The sequence below is a fragment of the Candidatus Aminicenantes bacterium genome (assembly GCA_026393855.1).
In the GTDB taxonomy this organism is placed as follows: domain Bacteria; phylum Acidobacteriota; class Aminicenantia; order Aminicenantales; family UBA4085; genus UBA4085.
In genome coordinates this window covers 1-25128 of the sequence record JAPKZJ010000051.1, presented here as the reverse complement: position 1 = coordinate 25128, position 25128 = coordinate 1, and the positions used below count along the sequence as shown (strand labels likewise).

Here is a 25128-nt window from a genome sequence, read left to right as displayed (position 1 = left end):
ATGACGAGGTCCGGTTTCTCTGCGGCGACGATCGTCCAAGTCAGCCCGGCTTCGTTGTTCGTCTCGTCGTTCTCCTTGACTCGGTCGTCGGGATCGGCCTTGGCCGTCAGGTCATAAGTTCCCGCCGGGACCTGCCCCGGCAGGAGCACGGTCTGGCCGGATGTCAACGGCCGCTCCGGGGTCACGATCAATTCCTTTGACGTCGTCCATTTCCACAGCGCCTCGCGGCCGGGCAGCGTCAGCTCCACGTAGGCATCCCCCGGCTGAAAAACGGCCGGCAGCAAGCCGCGGTTCGTGATTTCGACGAAGACGGAAACCGGGTCGTTGATGGTGGCCCCCTTGGCCGGCCGCAGCTCGAAACGAGTCAGCACAAGATCGGGCAGGGCCGCCCTGGGAGTGTTTAATTTTGGTTTTTGGGGAATCGTCTTCGGCAGGGCCTTTATTTGGCCGATCGCGGGCGCGCCCGGGACAATGAGGATGGCCGCAGCCAATAAAGCCCGCAAAGACTTCATTTTGCACCCCGCAAAGACGGACGGTCACGCCCCGGCCGATTAAACGACCTGGCTAAATTTTAATACGATTCTCGCGGAGAATCCATACCGGCCCGGCCGGATCAGCGAGGCCGGTCGCTTCGCCGTCCTCGTTCCGACGGGTGCTTCACCTGTCGGCGCGAGGGCGGCCGCTTCGCCGTCCTCGTTCCGACGGGTGCCTCACCTGTCGGCACCAGAAACAGGCTCATCATCCGCTGGCCCGGGGCAGCGCCCCGGCTCGAGGAGATGGCCATCAGCCGGCCGTCCGGCGAGATCGAGGGGAAGCCGTCGAAGGCGTCGTTGGTGGTCAGCCGCTTCTCCTCGCCCGTCTTAAGGTTGATCAGGAAGATCTCGAAGTTGCGCGGGGGAAGAAGCTTGACGTAGACCGCATGGACGCCGTCCGGAGCCGGATAGGGCGACCAGTGCGTCCCGGGCTCGGTCGTGATCTGGCGGATATCGGACCCGTCCTCGTTGAGCAGGAACAGCTGCATCTGCTTGGACGGCAAATCCTGTTCGGACATCTTCCAGGCCCGGGTGATGATGGTCTTGTTGTCGGGGAGGAAGACGGACCCGCCTTCCTGCCAATCGGGGGTGAAGGTGATCTGCTTCTGGTTCGAGCCGTCCGGATTCATCGTCCAGAGATCCATGCGGCCCTCGATCTGGCGGCCGAAAACGATCTTATGGCCGTCCGGGGCATAGGTGACCTCGGCGTCGTAATTGGTGTTGTTGGTCACCCGGACGACATGCCCCCCGTCCAGGTCGGAGGTATAGATCTCCGCGCCCTGCGGGTAATCGCGCACGTCGGAAAAGTTGCCCGGCTTCATGTCGAGGTGGTCGCGGGTCGAGGTCCAGATCAGGGCCTTGCCGTCGGGCCGCCAATACGAGCAGGCGTCGGCGCCCTTGTCGTTGATCCGCTTGCGGTTCGTCCCGTCCAACCGGATGGTGTAGACCTGGTGGGTCGGGTCGCCGGTCTCCTTGCCGTTATAGATGAGCGACTTCCCGTCGGGCGAGAAATAGCACTCGGCCCCCTCGCTGACGTTGGGGACTTTCCAGATCTTGAGCCCGTCCGGGCCCTCCGCGACGGCGGAAGCGGGGACGGCCTGGGGCGCACGCGGCGCGAGAGCGGCGGCGGCCAAAACGGAGACCGCCAGGGCGGCGATGACGACGGCAAGGGCGGATCCAGCTTTTCTCATGCGCGGAATTCTACGAGTTTCCGCCGCTCGGTGCAATCCTCGGCCGCCCGTCCCCTTCGCCGCCGAGTCTACTTGGCCGCCTTGATCTCGTCCCAGACCTTGACCCACTTGGCGTTGTCGGCGCCGAGGTCGTCCAGGACTTCGCACTTGGCCCTGATTTCCGGGGCCAGGAAGATGGCCGGATTGTTCTTGATGGCCTCGGACAGCAGCGGGTAGGCATCCTTGTTGGGGCAGAGGTACTGGGTGAAGTTGGTGTTGTCGGCCGCCACCTTGGGCTCATGCAGGAAGTTGATGAAGGCGTGGGCCAGGGCCACAGCCTTGGCCGCCTTGGGGATGACCAGGTCGTCGCAGGAGATCGTGCCCCCTTCGCGGGGCATGGCGAAGGTCACATCGGCGTTTTCGGACTGGACCTGCAGGATGTCCCCGCTATAGCCGTGGACGAGCAGGAACTCGCCCGAGGCGAGGCCCGACTTGTACTGTTCGTTTTCGAATTTAGCCAGGTTCTTCTTCCAGCCCAGAACGATGTCCCGGGCCTTGGCCAGCTCCTCCTCGTTCCGGGTGTTGAGGCTGAAGCCGAGGAACTTGAGGGCGCCGCCGATCGTTTCCCGCATATCGTTGAGCATGACCATGCGGCCCTTCAGGTCGGCCCGGCCGAACATGGCCCAGCTCGGCTCGAAGTCCTTGACCTTGCTCTTGAGATAGGCGATCCCGGTGTTGGTGATCATGTACGGGACGGAGTGGTCCATGGTCTTATCGACGGCGATGGACAGGTACTCGGGGTCGATCCGGACGATGTTGGGAAGCTTGGCCTTGTCCAGCGGCTGCAGCAGGCCCTGCGACTGCATCAGACTGACCATGTAGCTCGTCGGCGTGATCAGGTCGTAGCCGGTGGCCCCGGCCTTGATCTTGGCGTACATGGCCTCGTTGGAGTCGAAGGTGTCGATGACCACTTTGCAGCCGTTCTCGGCCTCGAACCGGGCCACCAGCTCGGGCTTGATGTAGTCGGCCCAGGTATAGACGTGAAGGACGGCGGGCTCCTTGGCCGGCTTGGCGCAGGCGGACAAGCCGAGAAGGAGGCCGGCGGCGGCCAGGGCGAGAACGGCCGCCCGGAACGGACGGATGCGCAGGTTGGTCATGTTCCCTCCAATGGTTTCGATCGGGTCAGCCGCTGGCTGACGAAGACGGTGGTGAAGGTAATGAGCAGGAGCAAGGTCGAGAGCGCGTTGATGAGCGGCGTCGCCCCGTGCTTGATCATGCTGTAGACCCGGATGGGCAGGGTCGTGGCCCCCGGCCCGGCCACGAAGAAGGTGATGACGAAATCATCCAACGACAGGGTGAAGGCCAGCAGGCCGCCGGCCGCGAGGCCGGGCGCGAGCATCGGCAGCAGAACCCGACGGGTCGTCGCCCACCAACCGGCGCCCAAGTCCTGGGCCGCTTCAATAACCGAGAAATCGAAGTCCTGCAGGCGCCCCAGGACGACCAGGGCGACATAGCTGATGCAGAAAGTGACATGAGCCAGGAAGATCGTGCCCAGGCCCAGCCGGACGCCGGCCGCGACGAAGGCCATCAGCAGGCTGATGCCCATCAGGATCTCGGGCACGACGAGCGGCGTGTAGATCAGGGTGTAGTGAAAGCGCTGCAGCCGCGAGCGGGCAAAGCGGTGCAGGGCCAGGGCCGAGGTGGTGCCCAGAACCAGGGCGACCAGGGTGACCCCGACGGCGATGACCAAAGTGTTGCGGGCCGCGGCCCAGATCTCGGGCTCATGGAAAAGCCGCGCATACCACTTCAGCGAAAAGCCCTGCCACGTGCTGCTGAAGCGGGAGGCGTTGAAGGAGTTGACGATCAGGATCAGGATGGGCAAGTAGAAGAAGACCAGGACGAACCCGGTCACGAGCATGGGCAGCTTGCTCCGCTTCACGTATCCTCCGAAAGGATGACGCCGGGCTTCTCTTTCTTGCGCATCAGGAGGACGGCGGTCAGGGGGGCCATCACGGCCAGGATGAGCATGACCGAAAGGGCGCTGGCGTGGGGCAGGTTGCGATCGACGAAGACGCGCTGGGCGATCTTGTTGCCGATCATCTCGCTGTCCGGGCCGCCGACCAGGTCGGGCACGACATAGGATCCCAGGGCCGGGATGAAGACGACCAGAACGGCGGTCAGAAGGCCCCTGCGGATGCCGGGCAGGAAGACCCGGCGGAAGGCCTGGGCGGGCCTGGCCCCCAGGTCGCGGGCCGCCTCGACCAGCCGGAAGTCGAACTTCTCGGCCGCGGCGTAAATGGGCAGGATGGCGAAGGGCACACAGGTATAGACCATGACCAGGATCACGGCGCCCATATTATAAAGGAGAGGCGTCTGCGGCCCGGCCAGCCCGACCGCCATCAGGAGCTTCTTGACCAGGCCGTCGGGATGGAGGAGCGATCGCCAGGCGAAGATGCGGATCAGGAAGCTCGTCCAGAAAGGCACGATGATCAGCATCAGCAAGAGCTTGCGGCGCCGCTCCGAAGCCCGGGCCACGGCATAGCCGGCCGGCACGGCCAGGAGAATCGAGAAAAGCGTGGTCAGGAAGCTGACCCAAAGAGTGCGGAGGGCGATGGTCAGATAGTAAGAGCGGCCCAAGGCCTTGATCGTGTCCAGGGTCCAGCCCGGGCCGATTCCGCCGTAAGGATCGGCCGGCCGGAAGGCCAGGACGAAGACGAGCAGGGTCGGGATGAGAAAGAAGCCCAGCAGCCAGAGAAAGGACGGCCCCGTCAGGAGCGATTCCTGGAGCTTGCGTTTCATGGCCCCTACTCGGTCTCGCCGACTTTCTCGGGAGGCAGACCGACCATCTTCTCATCGCCCCGGCTGTATCGCTCCAGCATGAACGCGTCGTCGCTGTGCCACCAGATCCAGGCGTCGTCCTTCCAGCGGATCGGTTTGTCGTCCAGGAAGAACCGGAAGTGCTGGCGCATGACCTGGACGCGATGGCCCTCGGCCCGGACGCCGTACTTGGTCGTCGATCCGAGGTAGATGACGTCCTCGACCCGGGCCGGGAGGATGTTGTATTGCCGCCCGTCCAGGAGAGGCTTGTCGCGCGAGATCTGGATCTTCTCGGGCCGAATGCTGAGATAGACGAGATTGCCCGGGCGCAGGCCCTTGTCGTTGAAACAGGACACTTCGGGAAAGCCGACCACCCGGACGGTGCAGTAATCGCCCTCGACGCCCGTCACCTCGCCCTCCAGAAAGTTCGTGTCGCCGATGAAGGCGGCCACGAAGCTCGTCCGGGGGGATTCATAGATCTCGGCCGGGGTGCCGATCTGTTCGATCCGGCCCTGGTCCATGACCGCGATGCGGTCGCTCAGGCTCATGGCCTCGCCCTGGTCGTGGGTGACATAGAGGAAGGTGATCCCGACCTCGTCGTGGATCATGTCCAGCTCGATCAGCATCCGCTGCCGAAGCTTGAGGTCGAGGGCGGCCAGCGGCTCGTCGAGCAGGAGGACGGCCGGCTTGTTGATCAGGGCCCGGGCCACGGCCACCCGCTGTTTCTGGCCGCCGGAGAGCTGGTCCGGCTTTTTCCCCGCCTGGTCCTCCATCTGGATCAGCTTGAGCATGGCCGCGACTTCGCGCCCGATCTCGGCCGCCGGCCGCTTGGCGATGGTCAGCCCGAAGGCGATGTTGTCGCGGACGGTCAGGTGCGGGAAAAGGGCGTAGCTTTGGAAGATGGTGTTGACCCGGCGCCGGTTGGGGGGGAGATCGGTGATGTCCTGGCCGTCCAGGAAGACCCGGCCTTGGTCGGGCTGTTCGAACCCGGCTGCGATCCGCAGCATGGTCGTCTTGCCGCAGCCGCTGGGGCCGAGCAGGGAGAAGAACTCGCCCTTGTGGATCTCGAGGGAAACGTCGTCGACGGCCTGAATGGCGCCGAAGCGCTTGGACACGCCCCGGAACTCAAGGTGTTCGCTCAACGGCCGTCCTTCCTAGCAGGGGACCCCCCCCCTACAGATCCTCGAACAAGACGCGGTTCCTCATGTCGGAAATAAACCCGCTCGATACGCCGGGCTTAAGCCCGGTGTATTTAAAGGGTTAATACTGAGCGGCGCTTATAACCCCGATTCGAAAATCGGGGTCAGGCGCCGCGAACGTATCAAACCGACTCATTATCGAATAATCGCCCCGCGTTTTCAAGAATTTCGATTTGTGCTATAAATAGCCCGGATTAAAACGCCATGAATCCGGTCGAGATCGCCATCCAATTATTCGTCGTCCTCTTTGCCATCACCATCCATGAAGCCTCGCACGGGTGGGCGGCCAAGAAGATGGGCGACACGACCGCCTATGACCTGGGCCGGGTCAGCCTCAACCCGCTGGCCCACATCGACCCGGTGGGGACCATCCTGCTGCCCCTGATGCTGGTCTTGGTGGGCGCCCCGGCCTTCGGTTGGGCCAAGCCGGTGCCGGTCAACCCCTACCGCCTGCGCAACCCGCGGCGCGACAACCTGATCATCTCCGCCTTCGGACCGTTGTCCAACATCATCGCCGGCACGATCGCGCTGCTGCTGCTCCTGGTCCTGAAATTTGCGGTTCCGAGCGTGCGCCTCTTCCTCCAGAGCCCCAACCTGGCTCGGGCCATTCTCCCCAAGGGCTTCTATCCGCTCGAGGGCTTGGCCATCATCCTCTTCTTCGCGGTGTTCATCAATTACTACTTCGCGGTCTTCAACCTGATCCCTATTCCTCCGCTCGACGGCAGCGGAATCGTCATGGGGCTGCTGTCCGAGCGCGGCGCGGCCCGCTACGAGCGCATTCGTCCCTACGGGTTCTTCATCCTCATCGCCCTTCTTTACCTCAATGTCCTGAGCTTCATCACGCTCCCCATCCAAATCCTGATCAGCCTGCTCCTCCGATGACCCAATCCGCCCAGAAGACCATCCTCTCCGGCATGCGGCCGACGGGACCGCTTCACCTCGGCAACTTCGTCGGGGCGCTCCGCAATTGGATCCGCCTGCAGGACTCGTACGCCTGCTATTTCTGCATTGTCAACTGGCACGCCCTGAGCTCGGAGTACCACGACTCGCGGTCCATCAAAGGCTACGAGTTCGAGGTCGCGGTCGACTGGCTGAGCTCCGGGCTGGACCCGGACCGCTGCGTTATGTTCCGCCAGTCCGAGGTCAAGGAGCACGCCGAACTCCACCTGATCCTGTCGATGATCACGCCCCTGCCCTGGGTCGAGCGCGTCCCGACGTTCAAAGAGCAGCTCGTCCAACTGGCCGAGAAAGACCTCAACACCTACGGCTTCCTGGGCTATCCCGTCCTGCAGGCCGCCGACATCGCCATCTACCGGGCCGACGCCGTCCCGGTCGGCGAGGACCAGGCCGCCCACATCGAGCTGACTCGGGAGATCATCCGCCGTTTCAACCGCTACTACGGCGACGTCTTTCCCGTACCCCAGACGCTGCTGACCGAGGTGCCCCGGCTGGCCGGGACCGACGGCCGCAAAATGAGCAAATCCTACGGCAACGCCATCTATTTAAAAGACACGGCCGAAGTCATCCGGGGCAAGATTCTGCCGATGGTCACCGACACCCGGCGAAAGCGGCGCAGCGACCCCGGCGAGCCGAACGACTGTCCCGTTTTTACCCTCCATAAGGCTTTCGTCCCCAAGGACAAGCAAGAGGAAATCGCCGTCGGCTGCCGGACGGCCGGCATCGGCTGCCGCGACTGCAAGGCCGTTCTCCTGGAGCACCTCATCCGGGCCTTGGAGCCGATCTGGGAGAAGCGGGCCCGCTTTGAGAAGGATCCCGCGCTCATCTGGGACATCCTCGAGGCCGGCAACGTCAAGGCTCGAGCCCGGGCCCAAGAGACGATGGCGCAAATCCGCGCCGCCCTGGGCTTTTGAAAGCCGATGTCAGAATCCGACGATGATGGGATTGTCCTCGACTCGACGACTCCCGGCCGGAAGTCTATCGGCGCGGGTGAATCGACGGCCTCAAAGCCCGACTCCGAAGCCCCGGCTTCGACGTCGCCCGGCACCGAGATCGTTGGCGACCCCGCCCTTCCGATTGCAGGCGATTCCGAAGGCGAGGCTTTGGTCGTCCTCGAAACGACAGCGCCGGATACGGCGCCGGTTGATAACGAGGGTTACCAGATCCGTCTCCGCAACTTCGAAGGTCCGCTCGACCTGCTCCTCTTCCTGATCCGGAAGAAGAAGGTCGAGATCAACGACATCCCGATCGCGGTCATCACCCGGGAGTACCTGGCCTACCTGTCCGGACTCGAGTCGATCGACATCGACCGGGAGGCCGAGTTCCTGCTGATGGCCGCCGTGCTGATCTATATCAAGTCCCAAACCCTGCTCCCGCGCGAGCAGGTCCTGGAACCGGACGTCGAGCCGAAGACCCGCAATACCGACCACCTCCTGCCCTTCGACCGGATCAAGGCCGTCGCGACGCTGCTCCGCGACAAGGAAGAAGAGCAGTCCGCCATCTGGCAGCGCTCCTCGCTCACCGCCCCTCTGCCCGACCAGGACCTGGACCTGGTCGAGGTCTCGCTCTTCGACCTGGCCGAATCGTTCTTCGCCCTGATGAAGCGCAAGCAGGCCGAAACGGCCAAGGTCTTCAAGGGCAAAGAGATCAACATGGCCGACAAGATGAACGAGATCGTCGAGTCGCTTCGGACCCGGGGCGCCCTCGACTTCCTCGATTATCTCTGGGCTCAGGAAACGCTGGAAGAAGCCCTGATCGCCTTCTTCTGCCTGCTCGAGCTGATCAAGGCCCGGGTCGTGATGGCCGTGCAGGAACAGCTCTTCAACACCATCAAGGTCTGGCTGCGCAAGGACGCGCCGGCAAAGGACGAGGCATGACCGAGAACCTGAAATCCATCCTGGAAGCCCTGATCTTCATCTCCGTCGAGCCGCTGACCCTCGAGCGGATCCGGGAGGTGCTGCCCGAGGATTCCGAGTCGGACATCGACGAGGCCCTCCGCCAGCTGATCGAGGCCTACGCCGACGGCGACCAGTCCATCCACATCACCCGCTCGGCCGGCGGCTATGTCTTCTCGACTAAGCCCGTCTTCGACGCCCCCGTCCGCCGGCTGCTGCAGATCGAGCGGCGCAAGAAGCTCTCCGGCCAAGCCCTGGAATGCCTATCGGCCATCGCCTACCACCAGCCCGTCACCCAAGCCGAGATCGCCGCCATCCGCAGCGTCGACTCGTCGCACGCCCTCCATACCCTCCTCGAGAACAAGCTGATCAAGATCGCCGGGCGCAAGGAAGCCCCGGGCCGTCCCCTGCTCTATCGCACGACGGACAAGTTCCTGGCCTACTTCGGGCTGAACGCGATCGAAGAGCTGCCGTCGGCCGACGAGCTCAAGAAGCTGCTCGAGGAAGGGAATTCGTGAGGACGCTCCTCCCGGCCCTGCTGGCGGCCGCCGTCCTGCTGGCCCCGGCTCCGGGCCGGATGCCGCGCTCCGCCAGCGCCGCCGACCGGCACGCCCCCCTCGATGTCAAGGCCCGCAACGGCCTGGTCGTGGCCGCCCATCCCTTGGCCGCCGAAGCCGGACGCGACATGCTCAAGGCCGGCGGCAACGCCGTGGACGCGGTCGTCGCGGCCGCCTTCGCCCTCAACGTCGTCGAGCCCTTTGCCTCGGGCATCGGCGGCGGCGGGTTCATGGTCATTTACCTGGCCGCCGAAAAGAAGACGACCGTCATCAGCTTCCGCGAGACGGCGCCCGCCGCGGCCTCGCCGTCGATGTTCGCGGACAAGGGCGAGGCCGCCGAGGAATGGAAGTCCGAGCGGGGCACTGCGGTCGGCGTACCAGGCATGCTGGCCGGGTGGGATCTGGCCCTTCGGACCTACGGCACCCGGAGCTTAGCCCAGGCCGCCGCTCGCGCCGTCGAGCTGGCCGAAAAAGGCTACCCCGTCAGCGAGACGTTCAGCGCCATCAACAAAGACGAGTACGAGAAGCTCTTGAAGAACGCGGGCGAAGGCTCGGTCTACCTCAACCAGGGCCTCCCGTACGAGCCGGGCGACCTCTTCCGCAACCCCGAGCTGGCCGCAACCTTGCGCCTGATCGGGGCGAAGGGCATCGGGGAGTTCTATCGGGGCGGCCTGGCCCGCCGCATCGTGGACGCCGTGCGGGCCAAGGGCGGGATCATGACTCTCGAAGACCTGGCCGGCTACAAACCGCGGGAAGTGGCCCCGCTTCGCGGCCGCTACCGCGGACTGGAGATCGCCACCGTCCCGCCGCCCGCAGCGGGAGGCCTGCACGTCCTCCAGATGCTGGCGGTCATGGAAGGCTGGCCCGTGCGCGAGTGGGGGCCGGGATCGGTAGCGGCCCTCCACCACATGAGCGAGGCTCTGCGATTCCTCTTCGCCGACCACGACCGGACCATGGCCGACCCCGATTTCGTCCCCATCCCTCTCGCCGATCTCCTTTCGGCGGACTACGCCCGTTCCGTCGCGGACCGCATCCGCGCCGACCGCGTCGCGGGATCCTATCCCCCGACGGCGTTCGACCCGGCCAAGGATCATAAAGAGAACACGACCCACCTGGCGGCCGTGGACAAGGACGGCAACATCGCCGCCCTGACCCAGTCGATCAACGACTTCTTCGGCAGCGCCATCGTCCCGGAGGGAACCGGCTTTCTCCTCAACGACCACATGCGCGACTTCGACACCGACCCGAAATCGCCCAACGCCCCCGGCCCGGGACGGCGCCCCGTATCGTCCATGGCCCCGCTGCTCGTCTTCAAGGACGGCCGCCCCTATCTGGCCTTGGGCTCGCCCGGCGGACTTCGCATTTTCCCGACCCTGGTCCAGATCATCTCGAATATCGTCGATCACGGCATGGGCCTGGACGAAGCCATCGAGGCGCCCCGCTTCTACAGCACCTCGGGCAACGGCAAGGCCAAGCCGGTGGCCATCGAATCCCGCATCCCCGACTCCGTTCGCAAGGGATTGGAGTCGCTCGGCCACATCCTGACCGTCAAGGAAGCCTACGATAAGTACTTCGGCGGCGCCCAAGGCCTGATGTTTCCGCCCGGCCGCAGGATCCTCCTGGGCGGCGCGGATTCCCGCCGCGACGGCGCCGGCGCCGGCTATTGAAATTGAGAATATGCCGGCGAACCCGTATAATTTCCTCGCCCCCAGGAGGCCGATCATGAAACGTGCTCTTCTCGCCGGCGCCGCCCTATTGGCCATGGGACTCCCGCTCGGCGCTCAAATCACCCTTTTCGAACAGCCCGCCCTCATCACTTCGGCCGGCCAGAGCGCCGACGTCCAGATCGCCTCCGTCCAGGCCCGCAAGGCCGGCCTGCAAACCGTTCTGGTCAAGGCCGCCGGCCCCACGGACCTTGCCGCGGCCAAGACGCTTATCCTCGTCTTCGGGGCCAGCCTCAAAGGCCTGGGTGCGGCCGGCCTGGATGTCGAAAAGGAAAAAGGCCGGATCAAAGCCCTGCTGGATGGGGCCAAGACCAAGGGCGTCCCTATCCTGGCCCTCCACCTCGGGGGCGAAGCCCGTCGCGGCGATCTGACAGACGAAATGGTGGCCGCGTATCTGCCCTTCGCCCGCATGGCCATCGTCGTCAAGTCCGGCAACAAGGACGGCCTCTTCACCCGGATCTGCCGGGATAAAAACATCCCGCTCAAGGAAATCGACAAGACCCTGGACCTGGTCGAACCGCTGAAGCAGGCCTTCAAATAGGCGATGGCGGAACCGCTCCTTCTCCTCCTCATGGTCGGGGTGTTCACCGCCCTGGCCGTGGGCTTCAAGATCCCGCTGGGGCCAAGCCTGGCCCTGGCCGCGTTGGCCGGAGCGCTCCTCGGAGGACACGGCTTCGCCCTCCGGCATCTCGTCGAGGGTGCTTTCGGCTTCTTCGACATCATTCTGATCATCGCCTCGGCCATGATCTTTATGAAAACCCTGCAGGCCTCGGGCCTGTTGGACGGGCTGACGGCGGGCGTCCTGCGGGCGTTTCACCGCCGCCCCGTCGCTCTGCTTTGGACGATGATGGGCCTGATGATGCTGCCCGGTATGATCACCGGGTCTTCGCTGGCCGCCGTTCTCAGCACGGGCCCGCTCGTCGCCCCCGTCCTGATGAGACTGGGGCTCCCTCCGGCTCGGACCGCCGCCTTCGTCGCTTCGGGCGCGGTGATCGGGATGATCGCCCCGCCCGTTAACATCCTGGTCATGATCATGGGGGCGGGGGTCGACATGCCCTACGTCGGCTTGACGGTTCCTCTGCTTCTCATCACGGTTCCGCTGGCCCTCATAGTGCCGCTCGTCCTCGGCCTCGGCCGGATCCGGGCCGTTCCCACCGATGAGATGCGAGACCTTCTGCCGGAGTTCGACGCCCGGCCCTACGGGGCCCGAATCTATCTGCCGCTCGTCCTGGTCCTTGTCCTCCTCATCCTGCAGAGCGCCGGCGTTCGGGGACCGGCATCTCTCGGGCTTCCGGCGGTATTCATTCTGGGCAGTCTGGCCGCACCGTTTTGCGGTCGGCGTTTCTCGTATCTGCGGACGACCCAGACGGCCGTCGTCGACGCCCTGCCCATTCTGTCGATCCTGGCCGGAGTCGGCATGTTCATCCAGGTCATGACCCTTACCGGCGCCCGCGGCTGGGCCGTACTGACTTTCCTGTCCCTGCCTCCGGCCTTGCTCTTCGCCGGGATCGCGATCGGGATGCCGCTTTTCGGCGGCGTCTCGGCCTTCGGCTCGGCTTCGGTCCTGGGCGTGCCGTTCCTGCTGGCCCTCTCGGGCCGCAACGCCCTGATCACGGCCGCGGCCCTCTCCGCCATCGTCGGGATCGGCGACTTCATGCCCCCGGCGGCCATGGCGGCGCGCTTCTCCGCCCAGGCCGTCGGGGAGAGGGACCTCGGCCGGGTCCTGCGGGCGTGTCTCGCGCCGGCCCTGATCATCCTAGCGGTCGGACTCGGCGTCCTCTTACTTGCCCCCGCCTTGGACAAGATCCTATGATGCGCCTCGCGTACCTGGCCATCGTCCTCTACCTGACGGGGCATCTCGTCTGGGCCTTCGCCCGGGAGCGGGAATTCTGGAAGCAGGCCGGAACGGGCCTGGTCCTGATCCTCTTCATCCTGCGCCTCCTGCTCGTCCAATAGGAACGAACGTGCCGCAACCCAGCCCGCGCCCCATCCGCAAGCGGCGGCCGATCGTCTTTTCGGCGCTCCTGCTCGCCCTGCTCGGGCTGGCCGGTTTCTTCGCGTCCCGCGATTTTCTCTCGATGCGAACCGAGGAGCCGATCTATCCCGCGGCCGGTCTGACCGTCCGCCGGCCGCTCTCGTTCTACTTCCCGCCGCTCGCGGGCACGCCCGGCGATACGGACGTCTTCGTCTTCGAAGGCCGCGAAAAAGGCGGCCGCGTGCTCATCCTCGGAGGCACCCATCCCAACGAGCCCGCCGGGTTCATCAGCGCCGTGACCCTGATCGAGAATCTCCGGGTCGACCGGGGAGCCGTGATCATCATCCCGCGGGCCAACGCCAGCGGCTTCACCCATTCCGACCCGCACGAGGCAAGCCCGCAGAGGTATTCGCTCGAAACGCCCTCGGGCCGACGCTCCTTCCGGCTCGGCTCGCGGGTGACCAACCCCGTTCACCAATGGCCCGACCCGACGATCTACGTCAATCCCGGTGGCCAGGCCTTGGCCGGCGTCGAGGCCCGCAATCTCAACCGTGCCTACCCCGGGCGACCGCGCGGCAATTTGACCGAACGGACGGCGTTCGCCGTCATGGAGCTCATCCGCCGGGAGAAGATCGACCTGGGCATCGATCTTCACGAATCGGCGCCCGAATATCCCGTGATCAACGCCCTCGTCTTCCACGAGACCGCCGCGGACCTGGCCGCGCTGGCCCAGATAAGCCTCCAGGACCAGGGGCTGGACTTCCGGCTGGAAGCCTCCCCGCCCAACCTGAGGGGGCTGTCGCACCGCGAGTGGGGAGACGCGGCGGGGATCATGGCCGTGCTCCTGGAAACCCCGAACGCCTCGCACGGCAGGCTTAAGGGCCGGCCCTCGGCCTCGTTGGTCGTGGACGGACGGGACCGATTCTATGTCCGGGCCGCCGAGCTGGGCCGCCTGTTCGTCCCCTTCGGGCCCGAGGGGATCCCGCTCAACGACCGCGTCGCCCGCCACCTCGCAGGCGTCGCCGCCCTTCTGGCCGGGCTGGCCGACCTGGAACCGGACAAGGCGGTGGTTGCGGAGGGGATTCCGGCGGCCGCCGACATCCGCGCCCGGGGGGTCGGGGCGAGCCTTCACGGACCGGCCGCCCGGCGCCCGTAAGTTCATTTTTCATCACTATTTAGCATTGACAAAGGGCGGGGGTTCGGTTAGACTTGACCATCGTTTTCGCCCGATCATGAACACCAACAAGGCCCTTAAACAGGAATTCCATACGCCCGTCCCGCTCCATGGAGCGACCCCTATATACTGTTCCGAATCCGGCTTTGCGCCGGCCGGATCGATCGAGCCCTGCACCGGGAGGGAATCACATCAACAGGAGTACCCAGGCCCATGACAGAAACGAACAAGCCGAAAGAAGAGAAGCTGACCATGGAGGACTACGAGCATCTGCTGGACAAGTATCAGTTCAGCCAGCAGGAGGCCGCTCCTGGGAAGATCGTCAAGGGCCGGGTTCTCAAAGTCACCGCCGACCAGGTCATGGTCGACATCGGCATGAAATCCGAGGGCATGATCCCCATCGCCGACTTCACCGACAGCGCCGAGCCGATCGTACCGGCGCCCGGCCAGGAGATCGAGGCCGTTCTGGAAAGAAACGACCGCAAGGAAGGCTACTTCATTCTATCCAAGAAGAAAGCCGATGCTGAGAAGGCCCTCGACGCCCTGGAGAAGGCCGCTCAGCACGGCGGCGTCGTCACCGGCAAGATCGTCGACCGGGCCAAGAACGGCTTCCATGTCAACGTCGGCATCCCGGCCTTCATGCCCGAATCCCACGCCGACCTGCGGCCGGTCAAGGACCCCGAAAAGCTCATCGGCCAGACCTTCAAGTTCAAGGTCATCCGCTTCGACCGCAAGACCGAGAACGCCGTCGTCTCGCGCAAGCTGGTCCTGGCGGATGAGCGCGAGATCAAGAAGCGCAAGGTCTTTGGGACGATCGCGAAGGGCCAGAAGCTCCCCGGCCATATCCGCTCGCTGACCAGCTTCGGCGCCTTCGTCGACATCGGCGGTGTGGAAGGTCTGCTCCACGTCTCCGACATCGCCTGGGGCAAGATCGGCCACCCGCAGGAGATTCTGCAGGCCGGCCAGGACATCGAAGTCGTCGTCCTCGACTTCAACGAGAAGGACGAGAAGATTTCGCTCGGGCTCAAGCAGCTCACCCCCGACCCCTGGACCAATATCGCCGAGAAGTTCAAAGCCGGCGACAAGATCACGGGCAAAGTCACTTCGCTGACCGACTTCGGCGCCTTCGTCGAGCTGGAGAAGGGAGTGGAAGGCCTGGTCCACATCTCCGACCTGACCTGGTCGCGCAAGATGATCCATCCCAAAAAGCTGCTCAAGCTGGGCGACATGATCACGGTCAGCATCCTGGAGGTCAACCCGACCTCCAAGCGGATCAGCCTGGGCCTCAAACAAGCGCTGCCCCACCCCCTGGAGGGCTTCAAGGAGCGCCACAACCCCGGCAGCCGGGTCCACGGCAAGATCACCAGCATCACCGATTTCGGCGCCTTCCTCGAGGTCGAGCCCGGGATCGAAGGCCTCATCCACATCTCCGACATCTCCTGGGAGAAGATCAAGCATCCCTCGGTCAAGCTGAAAGTCGGCCAGGAGACCGACGCGGTCGTGCTGGGGGTGGACATCGACAAGCAGAAAGTCTCCCTGGGCCTCAAACAGTTGGAAGGCGACATCTGGGAGGAATTCTTCATCCGCCAGAAGGTCGGCGATCTGGTCAACGTCCGCATCGTCCGCATCGCCGAGTTCGGCGTCTTCGTCGAGATCCTGCCCGGCATCGAAGGCGTCGTCTTCAATTCCGAAATCGACGAGCACAAGGTCGAGAACCCGGCCGAAGTGGTCAAGGTCAACGAGGAGCGGCAGGCCAAGCTCATCAAGCTCAACGCCAAGGACAAGAAGATCAGCCTCAGCTTCCGGCAGGCCCAGATGGACCTCCAGAAGCAGGAATATCAAAAGTATCAGGACAACCAGGGCACCGGCCTGACCTTCGGCGACCTCATTCGGGAGCAGCTGAATAAGAACCTGGCCGCGACGAAGACGGCGGTTCCGGCCGCCCCGATTGTCGCGGACAACCCGGTTGTCGCGGAAGCGCCCGCGGAGCCGGAGGCGATGGCAGCGCCGGCGCCGGCCGAGGAAGAGATAGCCGCGTCAGTGCCGTCGAAGGACGGCACCGCCGAAACGGCAGAGGAGAAAGCCGATGATTAAGGCCGATCTGATCAACCGGATCAGCAAAGAGCTCAACGTCCCGAAGCAGGAGGCCGAAACCGGCGTCAATCTCTTCTTCGACACCATCAAGGAAGCCATCCTGAAGGGCGAGGAGATCGAGGTCCGCGGCTTCGGCAGCTTCCGCTTCCGCCAGCGGCCGTCCCGTTCGGGGCGGAACCCCCGCACGGGCGACCCGGTCAAGGTGCCGCCCAAGAAGGTCCTGTACTTCAAGCCCAGCAAGCTTCTGAAAGAGCTGATCAACAAGGAATGAGGTACATCACCGCGCCCTGGAGAGAGGCCTACGTGCGAACCGTCGATGTCCGCCGCGGCTGCGTGCTTTGCCGCGCCGCCAAAGCCAAAGACGACGCCGGGACCCACATCCTCGTCCGGGGCCGGCAGGCTTTCGTCCTGCTCAATAAATATCCTTACCAACCGGGCCACCTGATGATCGCCCCGATCCGTCACCTGGCCTCGCTCGAGGAGGCGCCCAAGGCCCTCCTGGCCGAGATGACCGCCCTCCTGCAGCGCAGCCTGGCTGTGCTGCGGACGGCCTACGCCCCGCACGGGTTCAACACGGGCATGAACCTGGGCCGCAGCGCCGGGGCCGGGGTGATCGATCACTTCCACCTCCATGTCGTCCCCCGCTGGGTGGGCGACTCCAATTTCATGCCCATCGTCGGCGGGACCAAGGTCCTGATCGAGGACCTCGACGCGACTACCGCCCGGCTCCGCCCCCTGTTCGCCGGCCGCCGCAAGGCGGCTCGCCGCTGACACCCCATCTCCGAGAGGTCCACCATGCTGAGAACCATGCGCCAGAACATGAAGTCGCTCAAGATCGTCCTCTGGTTCATCGTAGCCGCGTTCATCGTCTCGATCTTCGTCATCTGGGGCGGCTCGGGCCGCCTGGGCGAAGGCCAGGCCGGCTCCGTCGTCGCCACGATCGGCCGGCACAAAATCCCGACCGACGAATTCCTCACCGGCTTGCGCAACCGGATCGAGAGTCTCAAGCGGGACATGAAAGAGATCGACCGCACGGTCATCGAACAGCTCAACCTGCCCCAGCAGGTTCTGGAGCAGATCATCGAACAGCGGCTCCTCTTTGACGTCGCCGACGGCTTGGGCATCAAAGCCTCCAACGCCGAGGTCCGCGAGCGCATCATGGCCCTGCCCGGCCTGCAGCGGGACGGCAAGTTCATCGGTTACGACGAGTACAAGCGGGTCCTCTCCTACAATCGCATCCCCCTATCCCAATTCGAGGGCGGCATCCGCCAGGAGATCATCCTGAGCAAGACGGTGGCCGCGCTGACCGCGGGGATCGTCGTGACGCCGCAGGAAGTCTGGGATGGATACCGGTTGAGCAAGGACACCGCCAAGATCGAATACCTGGCCCTGGAATCGGCCACGATCACCCTGGCCCAAGCGCCGGACGAGGCCGCCGTCAAGGCCTACTTCGAAGGCCGCAAGGACGCCTACAAGCTGCCCGAGCGCCGCGAGGCCGGCTATGTCTTCATCAAGAACGACGACCTCAAAGCCGAGGTCGAGCTGGCCGAAGCCGAGATCGCCAAATACTACCAGGACAACAAGGCCCAGTTCGAGAATCCCGAACAGGTCAAGATCAGCCGGATCTTCCTCCCCTTCGCCGGCAAGGACAAGGCCCTGGTCCAGGCCGAGGCTAAAAGCGCCCACGATCGCCTCCAAGGGGGCGGGGATTTCGCCGAGCTGGCCAAGGCCGTTTCCAAGGACACCAAGGCCTCCGCCGGCGGCGACTGGGGGCTGTATGACTGGCGGACGCTCAATCCGAAGGAGATCGAGGCGGTGGCCAAGCTGGCCCTGAACAAGATCTCCGATCCGATCGAGCTGGCCGACGGCATCGCGATCCTCAAGGTGACCCAGAAGGACGCCGCCGCAACGACGTCCCTGGAAACGGCCAAGCCCCGCATCCGCACCATCCTGCAGGACCAGAAGGCCCGCGAGCTGGCCGGTCAGCGGATGGCCACTCTGGAGAAGGAAGCCCGCAAGGCCAAGAGCCTGGAAGCGGCGGCCAAGGCCGCCAATCTCAAGGTCCAGTCGACCGGCCTGCTCAAGAGCGGCGAAGCCCTGGGCGATGTCGACCCCGCGGGCTCGATCGCCTCCGCCCTGTTCGGGCTCAAGGACAAGGATATCTCGGCCCCCCTCGCCACCTACGGCGGCGTCGCCTTGGCCGAGCTCCGCAAGATCGAAGCTCCCCGGCCGGCGACCTTCGAGGAGGTCAAAGCCCAGGTTGCGACCGATCTCGCCGATGCCCTGAAAAAGGACTTGGCTCTGGCCAAGATCAAGGAGATTCGGGCCAAGCTGAACGACAAGAATTGGGAAGACGTCGCCGCGGCCGCCAAGCTCGAAGTCAAGACCGTGGCCGAGCACAAGAAAGAGCAGTATTTGAGCGTCATCGGCGAAAGCCCCGAGACCGACAACCTGGCCTTCAGCCTGCCGCTCAAGGAAATCAGCCAGCCGATCGACTTCAAGACCGGCTACGCCGTGATGAGGGTCCTGGCCCGCACCGAGGCCGTCAAGGAAGAGTTCGAGAAGACCAAGGCGACCGAGACGGCAAGCCTCCTGGAGCAGAAGAAGAACAAGTTCCTGCAGGCCTACCTGGCTAAACTGAGGGGCGAGAAGGACATCAAGATCCGATACGACGCCTTCCTCAAGGCGAGCCAGGACGTCCTGGCCCGCTACGAGAAGAGCGGAACCGGAAGCACCACCAACTGACGGATTCGAAGCCCCCGAAACGGTTCGGCCGTAAGGGGGCCGAAGACGCGAACTCCCCCAGCGAGGGAGTTCGCTCCGGCCGGCTCGGTCGCTCCCCTGGCCCTTCAATAAACGATTAATTGAAGGGCCAGGGACCATGCCCGCTTCCTCGCCGATGGCTTCGGCCCCCTTACCGGCCTCACCAGGGGCTTCGAACCTTTCATAGGAACAAGCGGGACTTCCTCTTCGAAAACTTCCATCTTGTCTCCGCCCACCCGTTATGGCAATCTCTGGCCATGAATAGAAAGCTGGACAAAGCCGCGGAACGGGCCATCACCCAGGCCCTGCGCCTGAAGCGGGGCGAGAGCTTCCTGCTCGTCACCGACGAGGCTAAGCTCGAGATCGCCGAAGCCCTGGCCCGCTGGGCCCGCAAGGCGGGTGCCGAAACCACGACCTACCTGATGACCGAGGCCCTGCGGCCGATCGAGGGACCGAGCGGGCTGTTCCGAGCCATGGCCGAGAAGGCCGGCGCGCTGGCCTACATGCTCGAAGCCCGGATCGAGGAGAAGGCCTTTCGCGGCTACATGGTCGGCTTGGCCAAGTCCGGCGGCCGCGTCCTGATGATGCCGGGCATCACCGTGGACATGATGGAACGGCTCGTGGCCGTGGACTACACGGCCCTGGATGTCTTCACCCGCAAGATCATGGTGGCGCTTCGCAACGCTCCCGACGTCCGGATCAGCAACACCGACGGCACGGACATTTCCTTCAGCGTCAAAGGCCGCCGCTGGGCCAACAGCAACGGCGATATCGGCCGCCGGGGGCGACACGGCAACCTGCCGGCAGGGGAATGCTACACCTGCCCGGTCGAGGAGACGTTCACCGGCCGGGTGGTCCTGCGGCTCATCGACGATAAGCTCGGCCGCGGCGTCCTAGAATTTGAGAAAGGCCGGCTCGTGAAATGGAGCGGCCGCGGAGTCGAGGCCATCGTCCGCCACATCGGCGACGACCCGACCGGTCTCGTCATCGGCGAGTTCGGCGTCGGGACGAACCCCGGCGCCCGCATCTGCGGCAACATGCTCGAAGCCGAGAAGGCCTTCGGCACCGTTCATTTCGCCATCGGCGATTCCTACGGCCTGGGAGCGAACGCCAGCCGGCACCATTACGATGCCCTCGTCGCGGACGCCACCATCTTCGCCAAAGGCCGCTTCCTGGCCAAGGCCGGGAAGTATCTGATTTAAGGCCGGTCACCCCCATGAACAAATCCGCCTCCACCCTGGCCAAGTTTCTGCCCGCCGTCTGCCTCGTTGTCGCCCTCGCCCCCGGTTGCGGGAAAGCGGCAAAATTCGAAGTGCGGCGCGACGCCTCCCCGACAACCGCGCCTCCCGAGCAGGCCGCCCTGTTCACCATCGATTACCGCTACGCCCCGCCCTGGTGGCAGACCTGCATCGGGCTCCCCGACGACTGGCAGAAGACGCTCGTGTCCAAAGAAGGGTCCTTGCTTTACGACTACATTCGCGGTTCCGAATTCGGGGCTCGGGTTTCGATCGGCCTCGACGGCGGGACCACGGGCGTTTCCGCCCAATCGATGCCCGATCCGCGCGTCCCCATGGTCGAGACGATGCTGACGGGGACCGACGGCCGGGAGCTTCTCCGCTGGAGCGCCCTGGCCGTCACCCCCGGACCGGACCAGAAGCTGCCGCTGCGCGGCAAGCCGCGCGGGGACGAGGCTAAGCCGGCCCGCGGCGACATCCTGCTCGTGCGTAAGACGGCCGGGGCGCGCCGCCTGGCCTTGACCATCGAGGCCAAGGAGCCGCTCGATGTCGTCGACCGCGCCGTCCTGCGCGGCAGCCGCCGCTTTGTGAGCTTCAGCGCCCGCTGGGACGGGATCATCCCCGGTCGGGATAAGATCACTATCCTCTTCCCCGCCCGGATCGACGAACTGGCGGTCTACTGCGCCTCCGGCCATGACGCCGGTGAGGTCGACTCGGCTTGGGCCAAAGCCCAACCCGAGCGGGCCGCGCGCTACTGGTCCGAGCGCGATTTCCCCTATGGCGTCCTGACCGTCCCCGACCGAGCCCTGCAAGGGCTGATCGATTCCTGCATCCGGAACATCTATCAGGCCCGCGAGATCAAGGACGGCCTGCCGATCTTCCAGGTCGGCCCGACCTGCTACCGCGGCCTTTGGGTCGTGGACGGCGCCTTCATTCTGGAGGCCGTGACTTATCTCGGGCGGGGCCTGGAGGCGAGGGCCGGCATCGACCATCTGCTGACCCGCCAGAAACCGGACGGCTCGTTCGACGTCCTGGGCAACTACTGGAAGGAGAACGGCATCGTTCTCTATATCCTCACCCGTCACGCTCTTCTGACCGGGGACACGGCCTGGCTCAAAAAGACCTGGCCGGTCGTCGTCCGAGTCGTGGGAGCCATTAAGCGCCTGCGGGAGGAAAGCCGCAAGAACCCGGAGGCGCCCGAGGCGGGCCTCATTCCTCCCGGCGTTCCGGACGGCGGGATCGGCGGGATCGTGGCCGAGTACACCAACGTCTATTGGAGCCTGGCCGGGCTGAAGGCCGCGGTCGAGGCGGCCCGTCGGCTGCAGATGCCCGAGGCCGACGCTTGGGACGCCGAGCTGCGCGACTTCCGGGCCGCCTTCGACAAGGCCGCCGTACGGGATCGCAAGCCTATGGACGGCGGCCTTTTTTACCTGCCGATCCTGATGAAGCCCCAGTCGGGCATCGACCCTATCCGGGGCCAATGGGCCTTCTGCCACGCCGTGTTTCCGGGGCGGCTCTTCGAGGCCTCCGACCCGCTGGCGCGGGGAACGCTGATGCTTCTCGACGACCATCAAAAAGAAGGGCTCGTCCTGGGAACGGGTTGGATGCCCGATGGCCTGTGGAATTATTTCGCCTCCTTCTGGGCCCACGCTCACCTCTGGCTCGGCGACGGCCCCAAAGCAGCCGAGATTCTCTACGCCTATGCCAACCACGCTTCGCCGCTCCGGGCCTGGCGCGAGGAGCAGCCGCCCAAGGGCGAAAAGACGCAAGCACCTTTCGTCGGCGACATGCCCCACAACTGGGCTTCGGCCGAACTCCTCCGGCTCGTCCGCAACCTTCTGGTCCTGGAGCGGGGCAGCGAGATCCACCTGCTCGAAGGCCTGCCTCCGACTTGGCTGGCGCCGGGGGCGAAGACCGAGCTCAAAGGCGTCGCCACGAACTTCGGGCCGATTTCGCTGTCCCTCGAATCGGCGGCCGACGGGAAGTCGGCTCGCCTGGCGGTGACTCCCCCGCCGGCGCCCTCGCCGGCGCGGATCGTCGTCCATCTCGGGGCCTGGGCCGCCGAGGGCAAGGTCGCAACCGAGGAAACGGCCTCCGGGTTCATCATGACCATCCCGTTGCGCTGAGGGAGCGGCCAGTTCGGTTTAAAAAGGAAGAAATCCGCTGACGCTTCGTCCAAAGGGGGAGCGTGCTGTATTTTTCTGCCTTGAGGAGAGGAATTTCGAGGGGATTCCCGAGCCCGGGGCCGCCAAGGAGAACGCTTTGAACAAAGCCCGAGCCGTCGCCCTCTTCGGTATAATCGCTCTTCTCGCCGGATTCGCCCCCGTCTGGGCCCAACAGACGGATGCCTCCACCGACGAGATCAAAAGATCGGCTCCCAAAGTTTTCTTGGACGGCCAGCGCCTGGACGTCAATTACATCGTCAACGAGATCCAGTTCGTCAACTACGTCCGCGACCGCACCGAGTCCGACGTCCACGTCATCGTCACCAGCCAGCGCACGGGCGGCGGAGGCCAGGAATACACCATGACCTTTATCGGCCGGGGAGCCTATGAAGACCTCAAGAACGTCCTCAAGTTCTTCTCCAACCGGGTCGACACGCCGGACGAGATCCGCAAGGGCATGGTCCAGGTCCTCAAGCTCGGCCTGGCCCCCTACGTCGGCCGGACCCCGATCTCGGGGCTGATCAACATGACCCTCGGCCGCAAGGTCAAATCCACCGCCGCCAACGATTCCTGGAACTTCTGGGTTTTCAACTTCGGCGTACGCGGCCGCTTCCAGAGCGAGCAGGCCCGGCAGACGAACTCCATCTCGGGCAACATCTCGATTAACCGGGTCACTCCGCAGGCCAAGCTCCGGACCGGCTTCACCGGCAACATCGACCAGAGCATCTTCGACTACGAGGATTACCAGGAGACGAGCACGGCCGATTCCCGGGCTTTCGACGGGCTCTACGTCTTCAGCCTCAACGACCATTGGTCGGTCGGCGGATACCTGAACCTCAACCACTCGAGCTACGGCAACATCAACTTTGGCTACACCATCCACCCGGCCGTCGAATACAACGTCTTCCCTTACTCGGAATCCACCCGCCACCAACTGCGCATCCTCTACCGGGCCGGATTCAACCATTACAACTACATCGAGGAGACGATCTACGACAAGAGGGCCGAAGGCGTCTTCAGTCAGTCCTTGAGCGCAACTCTCGATCTGACCGAGCCCTGGGGGACGGCCTCCCTCTCGCTGGAAGGAGCGAACTACTTCCTCAAGGGCTTCGATTACAATCATCTCCGCATCTCCGGGAGCTTGAACTTCCGCCTGATCAAGGGGCTAGCCCTGACCATGGACGGCCGCTACTCGACCACCCACGATCAGATCGCCTTGCGCAAGGGCGACGTCTCGATCGAGGAGTTGCTGCTGCGGCGGACGGAGCTAGCCTCCGAATACAGTTTCTACCTGTCGGCGGGCTTGAGCTTCACTTTCGGCTCGGTCTACAGCAACGTCGTCAACCCGCGCTTCGGCGGCGATATGGGGATGGGCGGCGGACGCGGCGGCGGATTCTAGCGCCCGCGAACTCGGATCACTCGGATTCGGCGGGGAATCGAAATCCGCAGTTATCCCTGGTGTGATGCTCTTTCTTGTTCAGCGGGTACTTGGAACAGGTATAGGGTTTGATTTTTTGGATGCCGCACGCCGACAGCCCCTCTTCATCGAACTTGAGGAAGAGGCAATCCGCCATGAACCGGCAGCAGGCGCCGCAGCGGCGGCATTCGCCGGCCCGGCTTTTGTCGCGAGGCTTCAAATAGACGAATAACTGGCGGATTTTATGGTAGTAGCCATACTTCATATCGGACGGAGGCTGATTCATTGGGGGAGAGTTTTAGTATAACAGATAATAAAGGTTTTGCGCAAACCGGCGCCGGCTCCCCGATTGCGAATTAGGCCTGCGGCCGCGGATTCAGAGAAAGAACGACAGGCGGACCGTCCCATAGATGTGCCCGCGCGGCTCCGTCTCGAAGCTGCGGCTTCCAAGAACATACCCGTAGGCCAAGCTCCAGCTCCTGAAGCGCAGGGCCAATCCGGCCGTCAAAGCGCCCCGGAACGGGTATTTCTCGACATGCGGGCCGTCGCGAAAGGTGTTGCCGTCCAGGAAAATGTCTCGCAGGACGGCCTGGCCCTCGATGGTCAAATAGCCATAGATCGCCGGCCGGACCCGATCGGCGGATCGTTCGCGCCGATTCTTTAAAAGCGGGTCCCCGGCCGGGCCGGCCGGGATCATCGCCGCGCCAAAATCATCAGGCAGGTTCCAACCGACCCGAATCCCGGCCCCTATCCCGGCCGCTGTCAGGGCGTTAGAGAGCGATCCCCCCGCCCGGGCAACTCCGTCCGTCCTTATGCCCCGGCCGGCGGCCGAGGCCCAGACTCGCTCCCGATGGTCGTAAGCAAGGCCGAGGACAAATTCGTCCTTGAGCTGGCGGGCCCAGCCGGAAGGGGCCATGAACCCAAAGAATCGGTGCCAGAGCGCTTGGATTTCACCCGCCAACGAGTCAGGGCCGACCAATCCGAGGTCGATTTCGACCGTATCCATGCCATCGTCATCGCGGCTATGGAAGGCCAGCCCGATCCCGGTATAGCCGGCGTACGGATGTTCGCCGGCCGGCGTCTCCGTCAGGGTGATGTCTTCGGGCGTATAAATCCGCTGGTCGAGAAAGATGGAGAGGTAACGCCGGCCGCCGGCCGCCCGGCCGAACGACAGGGCCCGGCTCGCGGCTTCGAGCCACCCGGGCAGCTTGACGGGAGCCTCAGGCCGTCCGAGCTCGGCCGAGGTCCAGGCGATCCGGATGCCGTTTGTATATCGGCGGTCGGTCGCGGCAAAGAAATCGTTGTCGACGAGGAGACTAAAAACCCCGCCGGGGGCTTTTCGGGCCGCTTGCTCCGCGTCCCGGGACGACACCCCCGCGGCCTCGAGGGACAATGCGGCCGCCAAGACCGCCAGAAGGACCGGCCCGATCCGCACCGTTTGTCCGCGCATCTCG

General features: G+C 64.5%; 24 protein-coding genes. 16 read left to right on the top strand and 8 right to left on the bottom strand.

The genetic code is table 11. The annotated features are described in order from the left end of the window. From NTZ26_05585 to NTZ26_05560, 6 genes are all read right to left on the bottom strand, one after another. The coding region (locus NTZ26_05585; protein MCX6559970.1) for a hypothetical protein at positions 1–512 on the bottom strand (512 nt) is incomplete at its 3' end. Positions 513–613: 101 nt separating this feature from the next. Then, positions 614–1723 (bottom strand): hypothetical protein, encoded by a 1110-nt coding sequence (locus NTZ26_05580; GenBank protein ID MCX6559969.1) that lies wholly within the window; start codon positions 1721–1723, stop codon positions 614–616. A 68-nt stretch (positions 1724–1791) separates the two neighbouring features. Beyond that, a complete protein-coding gene (locus tag NTZ26_05575; protein ID MCX6559968.1) occupies positions 1792–2859 on the bottom strand; it encodes a spermidine/putrescine ABC transporter substrate-binding protein in 1068 nt (355 codons plus the stop codon). Next, complete coding sequence (locus tag NTZ26_05570; GenBank protein MCX6559967.1) at positions 2856–3641, bottom strand: ABC transporter permease subunit; 786 nt, start codon at positions 3639–3641, stop codon at positions 2856–2858. Before NTZ26_05570 ends, NTZ26_05575 begins: the two co-directional genes overlap by 4 nt. Next, positions 3638–4501, bottom strand: coding sequence for an ABC transporter permease (locus NTZ26_05565; protein MCX6559966.1), 864 nt, complete (start codon positions 4499–4501; stop codon positions 3638–3640). Before NTZ26_05565 ends, NTZ26_05570 begins: the two co-directional genes overlap by 4 nt. Positions 4502–4506: 5 nt before the next feature. Then, positions 4507–5661, bottom strand: coding sequence for an ABC transporter ATP-binding protein (locus NTZ26_05560; protein ID MCX6559965.1), 1155 nt, complete (start codon positions 5659–5661; stop codon positions 4507–4509). Positions 5662–5922: 261 nt separating this feature from the next. Between NTZ26_05560 and NTZ26_05555 the strand changes: the two genes are divergently transcribed. From NTZ26_05555 to NTZ26_05480, 16 genes are all read left to right on the top strand, one after another. Beyond that, the gene (locus NTZ26_05555; GenBank protein MCX6559964.1) at positions 5923–6600 is read left to right on the top strand and encodes a site-2 protease family protein; all 678 of its coding nucleotides are present in this window, start codon (positions 5923–5925) and stop codon (positions 6598–6600) included. Then, complete coding sequence (gene trpS / locus NTZ26_05550; protein ID MCX6559963.1) at positions 6597–7589, top strand: tryptophan--tRNA ligase; 993 nt, start codon at positions 6597–6599, stop codon at positions 7587–7589. Before NTZ26_05555 ends, trpS begins: the two co-directional genes overlap by 4 nt. A 6-nt stretch (positions 7590–7595) precedes the next feature. Beyond that, the gene (locus tag NTZ26_05545) at positions 7596–8552 is read left to right on the top strand and encodes a segregation/condensation protein A (GenBank protein MCX6559962.1); all 957 of its coding nucleotides are present in this window, start codon (positions 7596–7598) and stop codon (positions 8550–8552) included. After that, the gene (scpB, locus tag NTZ26_05540; GenBank protein ID MCX6559961.1) at positions 8549–9088 is read left to right on the top strand and encodes an SMC-Scp complex subunit ScpB; all 540 of its coding nucleotides are present in this window, start codon (positions 8549–8551) and stop codon (positions 9086–9088) included. Before NTZ26_05545 ends, scpB begins: the two co-directional genes overlap by 4 nt. Next, positions 9085–10794, top strand: coding sequence for a gamma-glutamyltransferase (gene ggt, locus NTZ26_05535; protein MCX6559960.1), 1710 nt, complete (start codon positions 9085–9087; stop codon positions 10792–10794). Before scpB ends, ggt begins: the two co-directional genes overlap by 4 nt. 55 nt (positions 10795–10849) lie before the next feature. Then, positions 10850–11392 (top strand): DUF6305 family protein, encoded by a 543-nt coding sequence (locus tag NTZ26_05530; GenBank protein ID MCX6559959.1) that lies wholly within the window; start codon positions 10850–10852, stop codon positions 11390–11392. 3 nt (positions 11393–11395) lie between these two features. Next, positions 11396–12664: a TRAP transporter large permease subunit gene (locus NTZ26_05525; GenBank protein ID MCX6559958.1), complete on the top strand. Its 1269-nt coding sequence runs from the start codon at positions 11396–11398 to the stop codon at positions 12662–12664. Next, entirely contained in the window at positions 12661–12807 is a 147-nt protein-coding gene (locus tag NTZ26_05520) for a hypothetical protein (protein ID MCX6559957.1), read from the top strand. Before NTZ26_05525 ends, NTZ26_05520 begins: the two co-directional genes overlap by 4 nt. An 8-nt stretch (positions 12808–12815) precedes the next feature. Next, positions 12816–13982, top strand: coding sequence for a succinylglutamate desuccinylase (locus NTZ26_05515; GenBank protein ID MCX6559956.1), 1167 nt, complete (start codon positions 12816–12818; stop codon positions 13980–13982). Between the two features lie 231 nt (positions 13983–14213). Then, positions 14214–16094, top strand: a complete 1881-nt coding sequence (locus NTZ26_05510; GenBank protein MCX6559955.1) for a 30S ribosomal protein S1 — start codon at positions 14214–14216, stop codon at positions 16092–16094. Next, on the top strand, positions 16087–16365 hold the full coding sequence (locus tag NTZ26_05505) for an integration host factor subunit beta (protein ID MCX6559954.1): 279 nt from the start codon (positions 16087–16089) through the stop codon (positions 16363–16365). Before NTZ26_05510 ends, NTZ26_05505 begins: the two co-directional genes overlap by 8 nt. A 32-nt stretch (positions 16366–16397) precedes the next feature. Further along, entirely contained in the window at positions 16398–16865 is a 468-nt protein-coding gene (locus NTZ26_05500; protein ID MCX6559953.1) for an HIT domain-containing protein, read from the top strand. A 24-nt stretch (positions 16866–16889) separates the two neighbouring features. Then, a complete protein-coding gene (locus tag NTZ26_05495) occupies positions 16890–18839 on the top strand; it encodes a SurA N-terminal domain-containing protein (protein MCX6559952.1) in 1950 nt (649 codons plus the stop codon). Positions 18840–19114: 275 nt separating this feature from the next. Beyond that, positions 19115–20059: an aminopeptidase gene (locus tag NTZ26_05490; protein MCX6559951.1), complete on the top strand. Its 945-nt coding sequence runs from the start codon at positions 19115–19117 to the stop codon at positions 20057–20059. Positions 20060–20073: 14 nt separating this feature from the next. Next, on the top strand, positions 20074–22218 hold the full coding sequence (locus tag NTZ26_05485) for a hypothetical protein (GenBank protein MCX6559950.1): 2145 nt from the start codon (positions 20074–20076) through the stop codon (positions 22216–22218). Positions 22219–22354: 136 nt separating this feature from the next. Further along, a complete protein-coding gene (locus NTZ26_05480) occupies positions 22355–23656 on the top strand; it encodes a hypothetical protein (GenBank protein ID MCX6559949.1) in 1302 nt (433 codons plus the stop codon). Between the two features lie 16 nt (positions 23657–23672). Here NTZ26_05480 and NTZ26_05475 read toward each other — a convergent pair whose 3' ends face one another. Together NTZ26_05475 and NTZ26_05470 are read right to left on the bottom strand one after the other, a co-directional pair. Continuing rightward, positions 23673–23960 carry a hypothetical protein gene (locus tag NTZ26_05475; GenBank protein MCX6559948.1) on the bottom strand — a complete coding sequence of 96 codons (288 nt, stop codon included), beginning with the start codon at positions 23958–23960 and terminating at the stop codon, positions 23673–23675. A gap of 90 nt (positions 23961–24050) precedes the next feature. Continuing rightward, positions 24051–25128, bottom strand: a 1078-nt coding sequence (locus NTZ26_05470) for a lipid A deacylase LpxR family protein (protein MCX6559947.1), incomplete at its 5' end; no start/stop codon positions are given.

Bases quoted from the DNA above. Each gene is read 5' to 3' on its own strand.
- NTZ26_05580 (MCX6559969.1), bottom strand. From the start codon at position 1,723: ATGAGAAAAGCTGGATCCGCCCTTGCCGTCGTCATCGCCGCCCTGGCG.
- NTZ26_05555 (MCX6559964.1), top strand. From the start codon at position 5,923: ATGAATCCGGTCGAGATCGCCATCCAATTATTCGTCGTCCTCTTTGCC.
- NTZ26_05505 (MCX6559954.1), top strand. From the start codon at position 16,087: ATGATTAAGGCCGATCTGATCAACCGGATCAGCAAAGAGCTCAACGTC.
- NTZ26_05545 (MCX6559962.1), top strand. From the start codon at position 7,596: ATGTCAGAATCCGACGATGATGGGATTGTCCTCGACTCGACGACTCCC.
- NTZ26_05495 (MCX6559952.1), top strand. From the start codon at position 16,890: ATGCTGAGAACCATGCGCCAGAACATGAAGTCGCTCAAGATCGTCCTC.
- scpB (MCX6559961.1), top strand. From the start codon at position 8,549: ATGACCGAGAACCTGAAATCCATCCTGGAAGCCCTGATCTTCATCTCC.
- NTZ26_05520 (MCX6559957.1), top strand. From the start codon at position 12,661: ATGATGCGCCTCGCGTACCTGGCCATCGTCCTCTACCTGACGGGGCAT.
- NTZ26_05510 (MCX6559955.1), top strand. From the start codon at position 14,214: ATGACAGAAACGAACAAGCCGAAAGAAGAGAAGCTGACCATGGAGGAC.
- trpS (MCX6559963.1), top strand. From the start codon at position 6,597: ATGACCCAATCCGCCCAGAAGACCATCCTCTCCGGCATGCGGCCGACG.
- NTZ26_05475 (MCX6559948.1), bottom strand. From the start codon at position 23,960: ATGAATCAGCCTCCGTCCGATATGAAGTATGGCTACTACCATAAAATC.
- NTZ26_05565 (MCX6559966.1), bottom strand. From the start codon at position 4,501: ATGAAACGCAAGCTCCAGGAATCGCTCCTGACGGGGCCGTCCTTTCTC.
- NTZ26_05485 (MCX6559950.1), top strand. From the start codon at position 20,074: ATGAACAAATCCGCCTCCACCCTGGCCAAGTTTCTGCCCGCCGTCTGC.
- NTZ26_05525 (MCX6559958.1), top strand. From the start codon at position 11,396: ATGGCGGAACCGCTCCTTCTCCTCCTCATGGTCGGGGTGTTCACCGCC.
- NTZ26_05490 (MCX6559951.1), top strand. From the start codon at position 19,115: ATGAATAGAAAGCTGGACAAAGCCGCGGAACGGGCCATCACCCAGGCC.
- NTZ26_05530 (MCX6559959.1), top strand. From the start codon at position 10,850: ATGAAACGTGCTCTTCTCGCCGGCGCCGCCCTATTGGCCATGGGACTC.
- NTZ26_05575 (MCX6559968.1), bottom strand. From the start codon at position 2,859: ATGACCAACCTGCGCATCCGTCCGTTCCGGGCGGCCGTTCTCGCCCTG.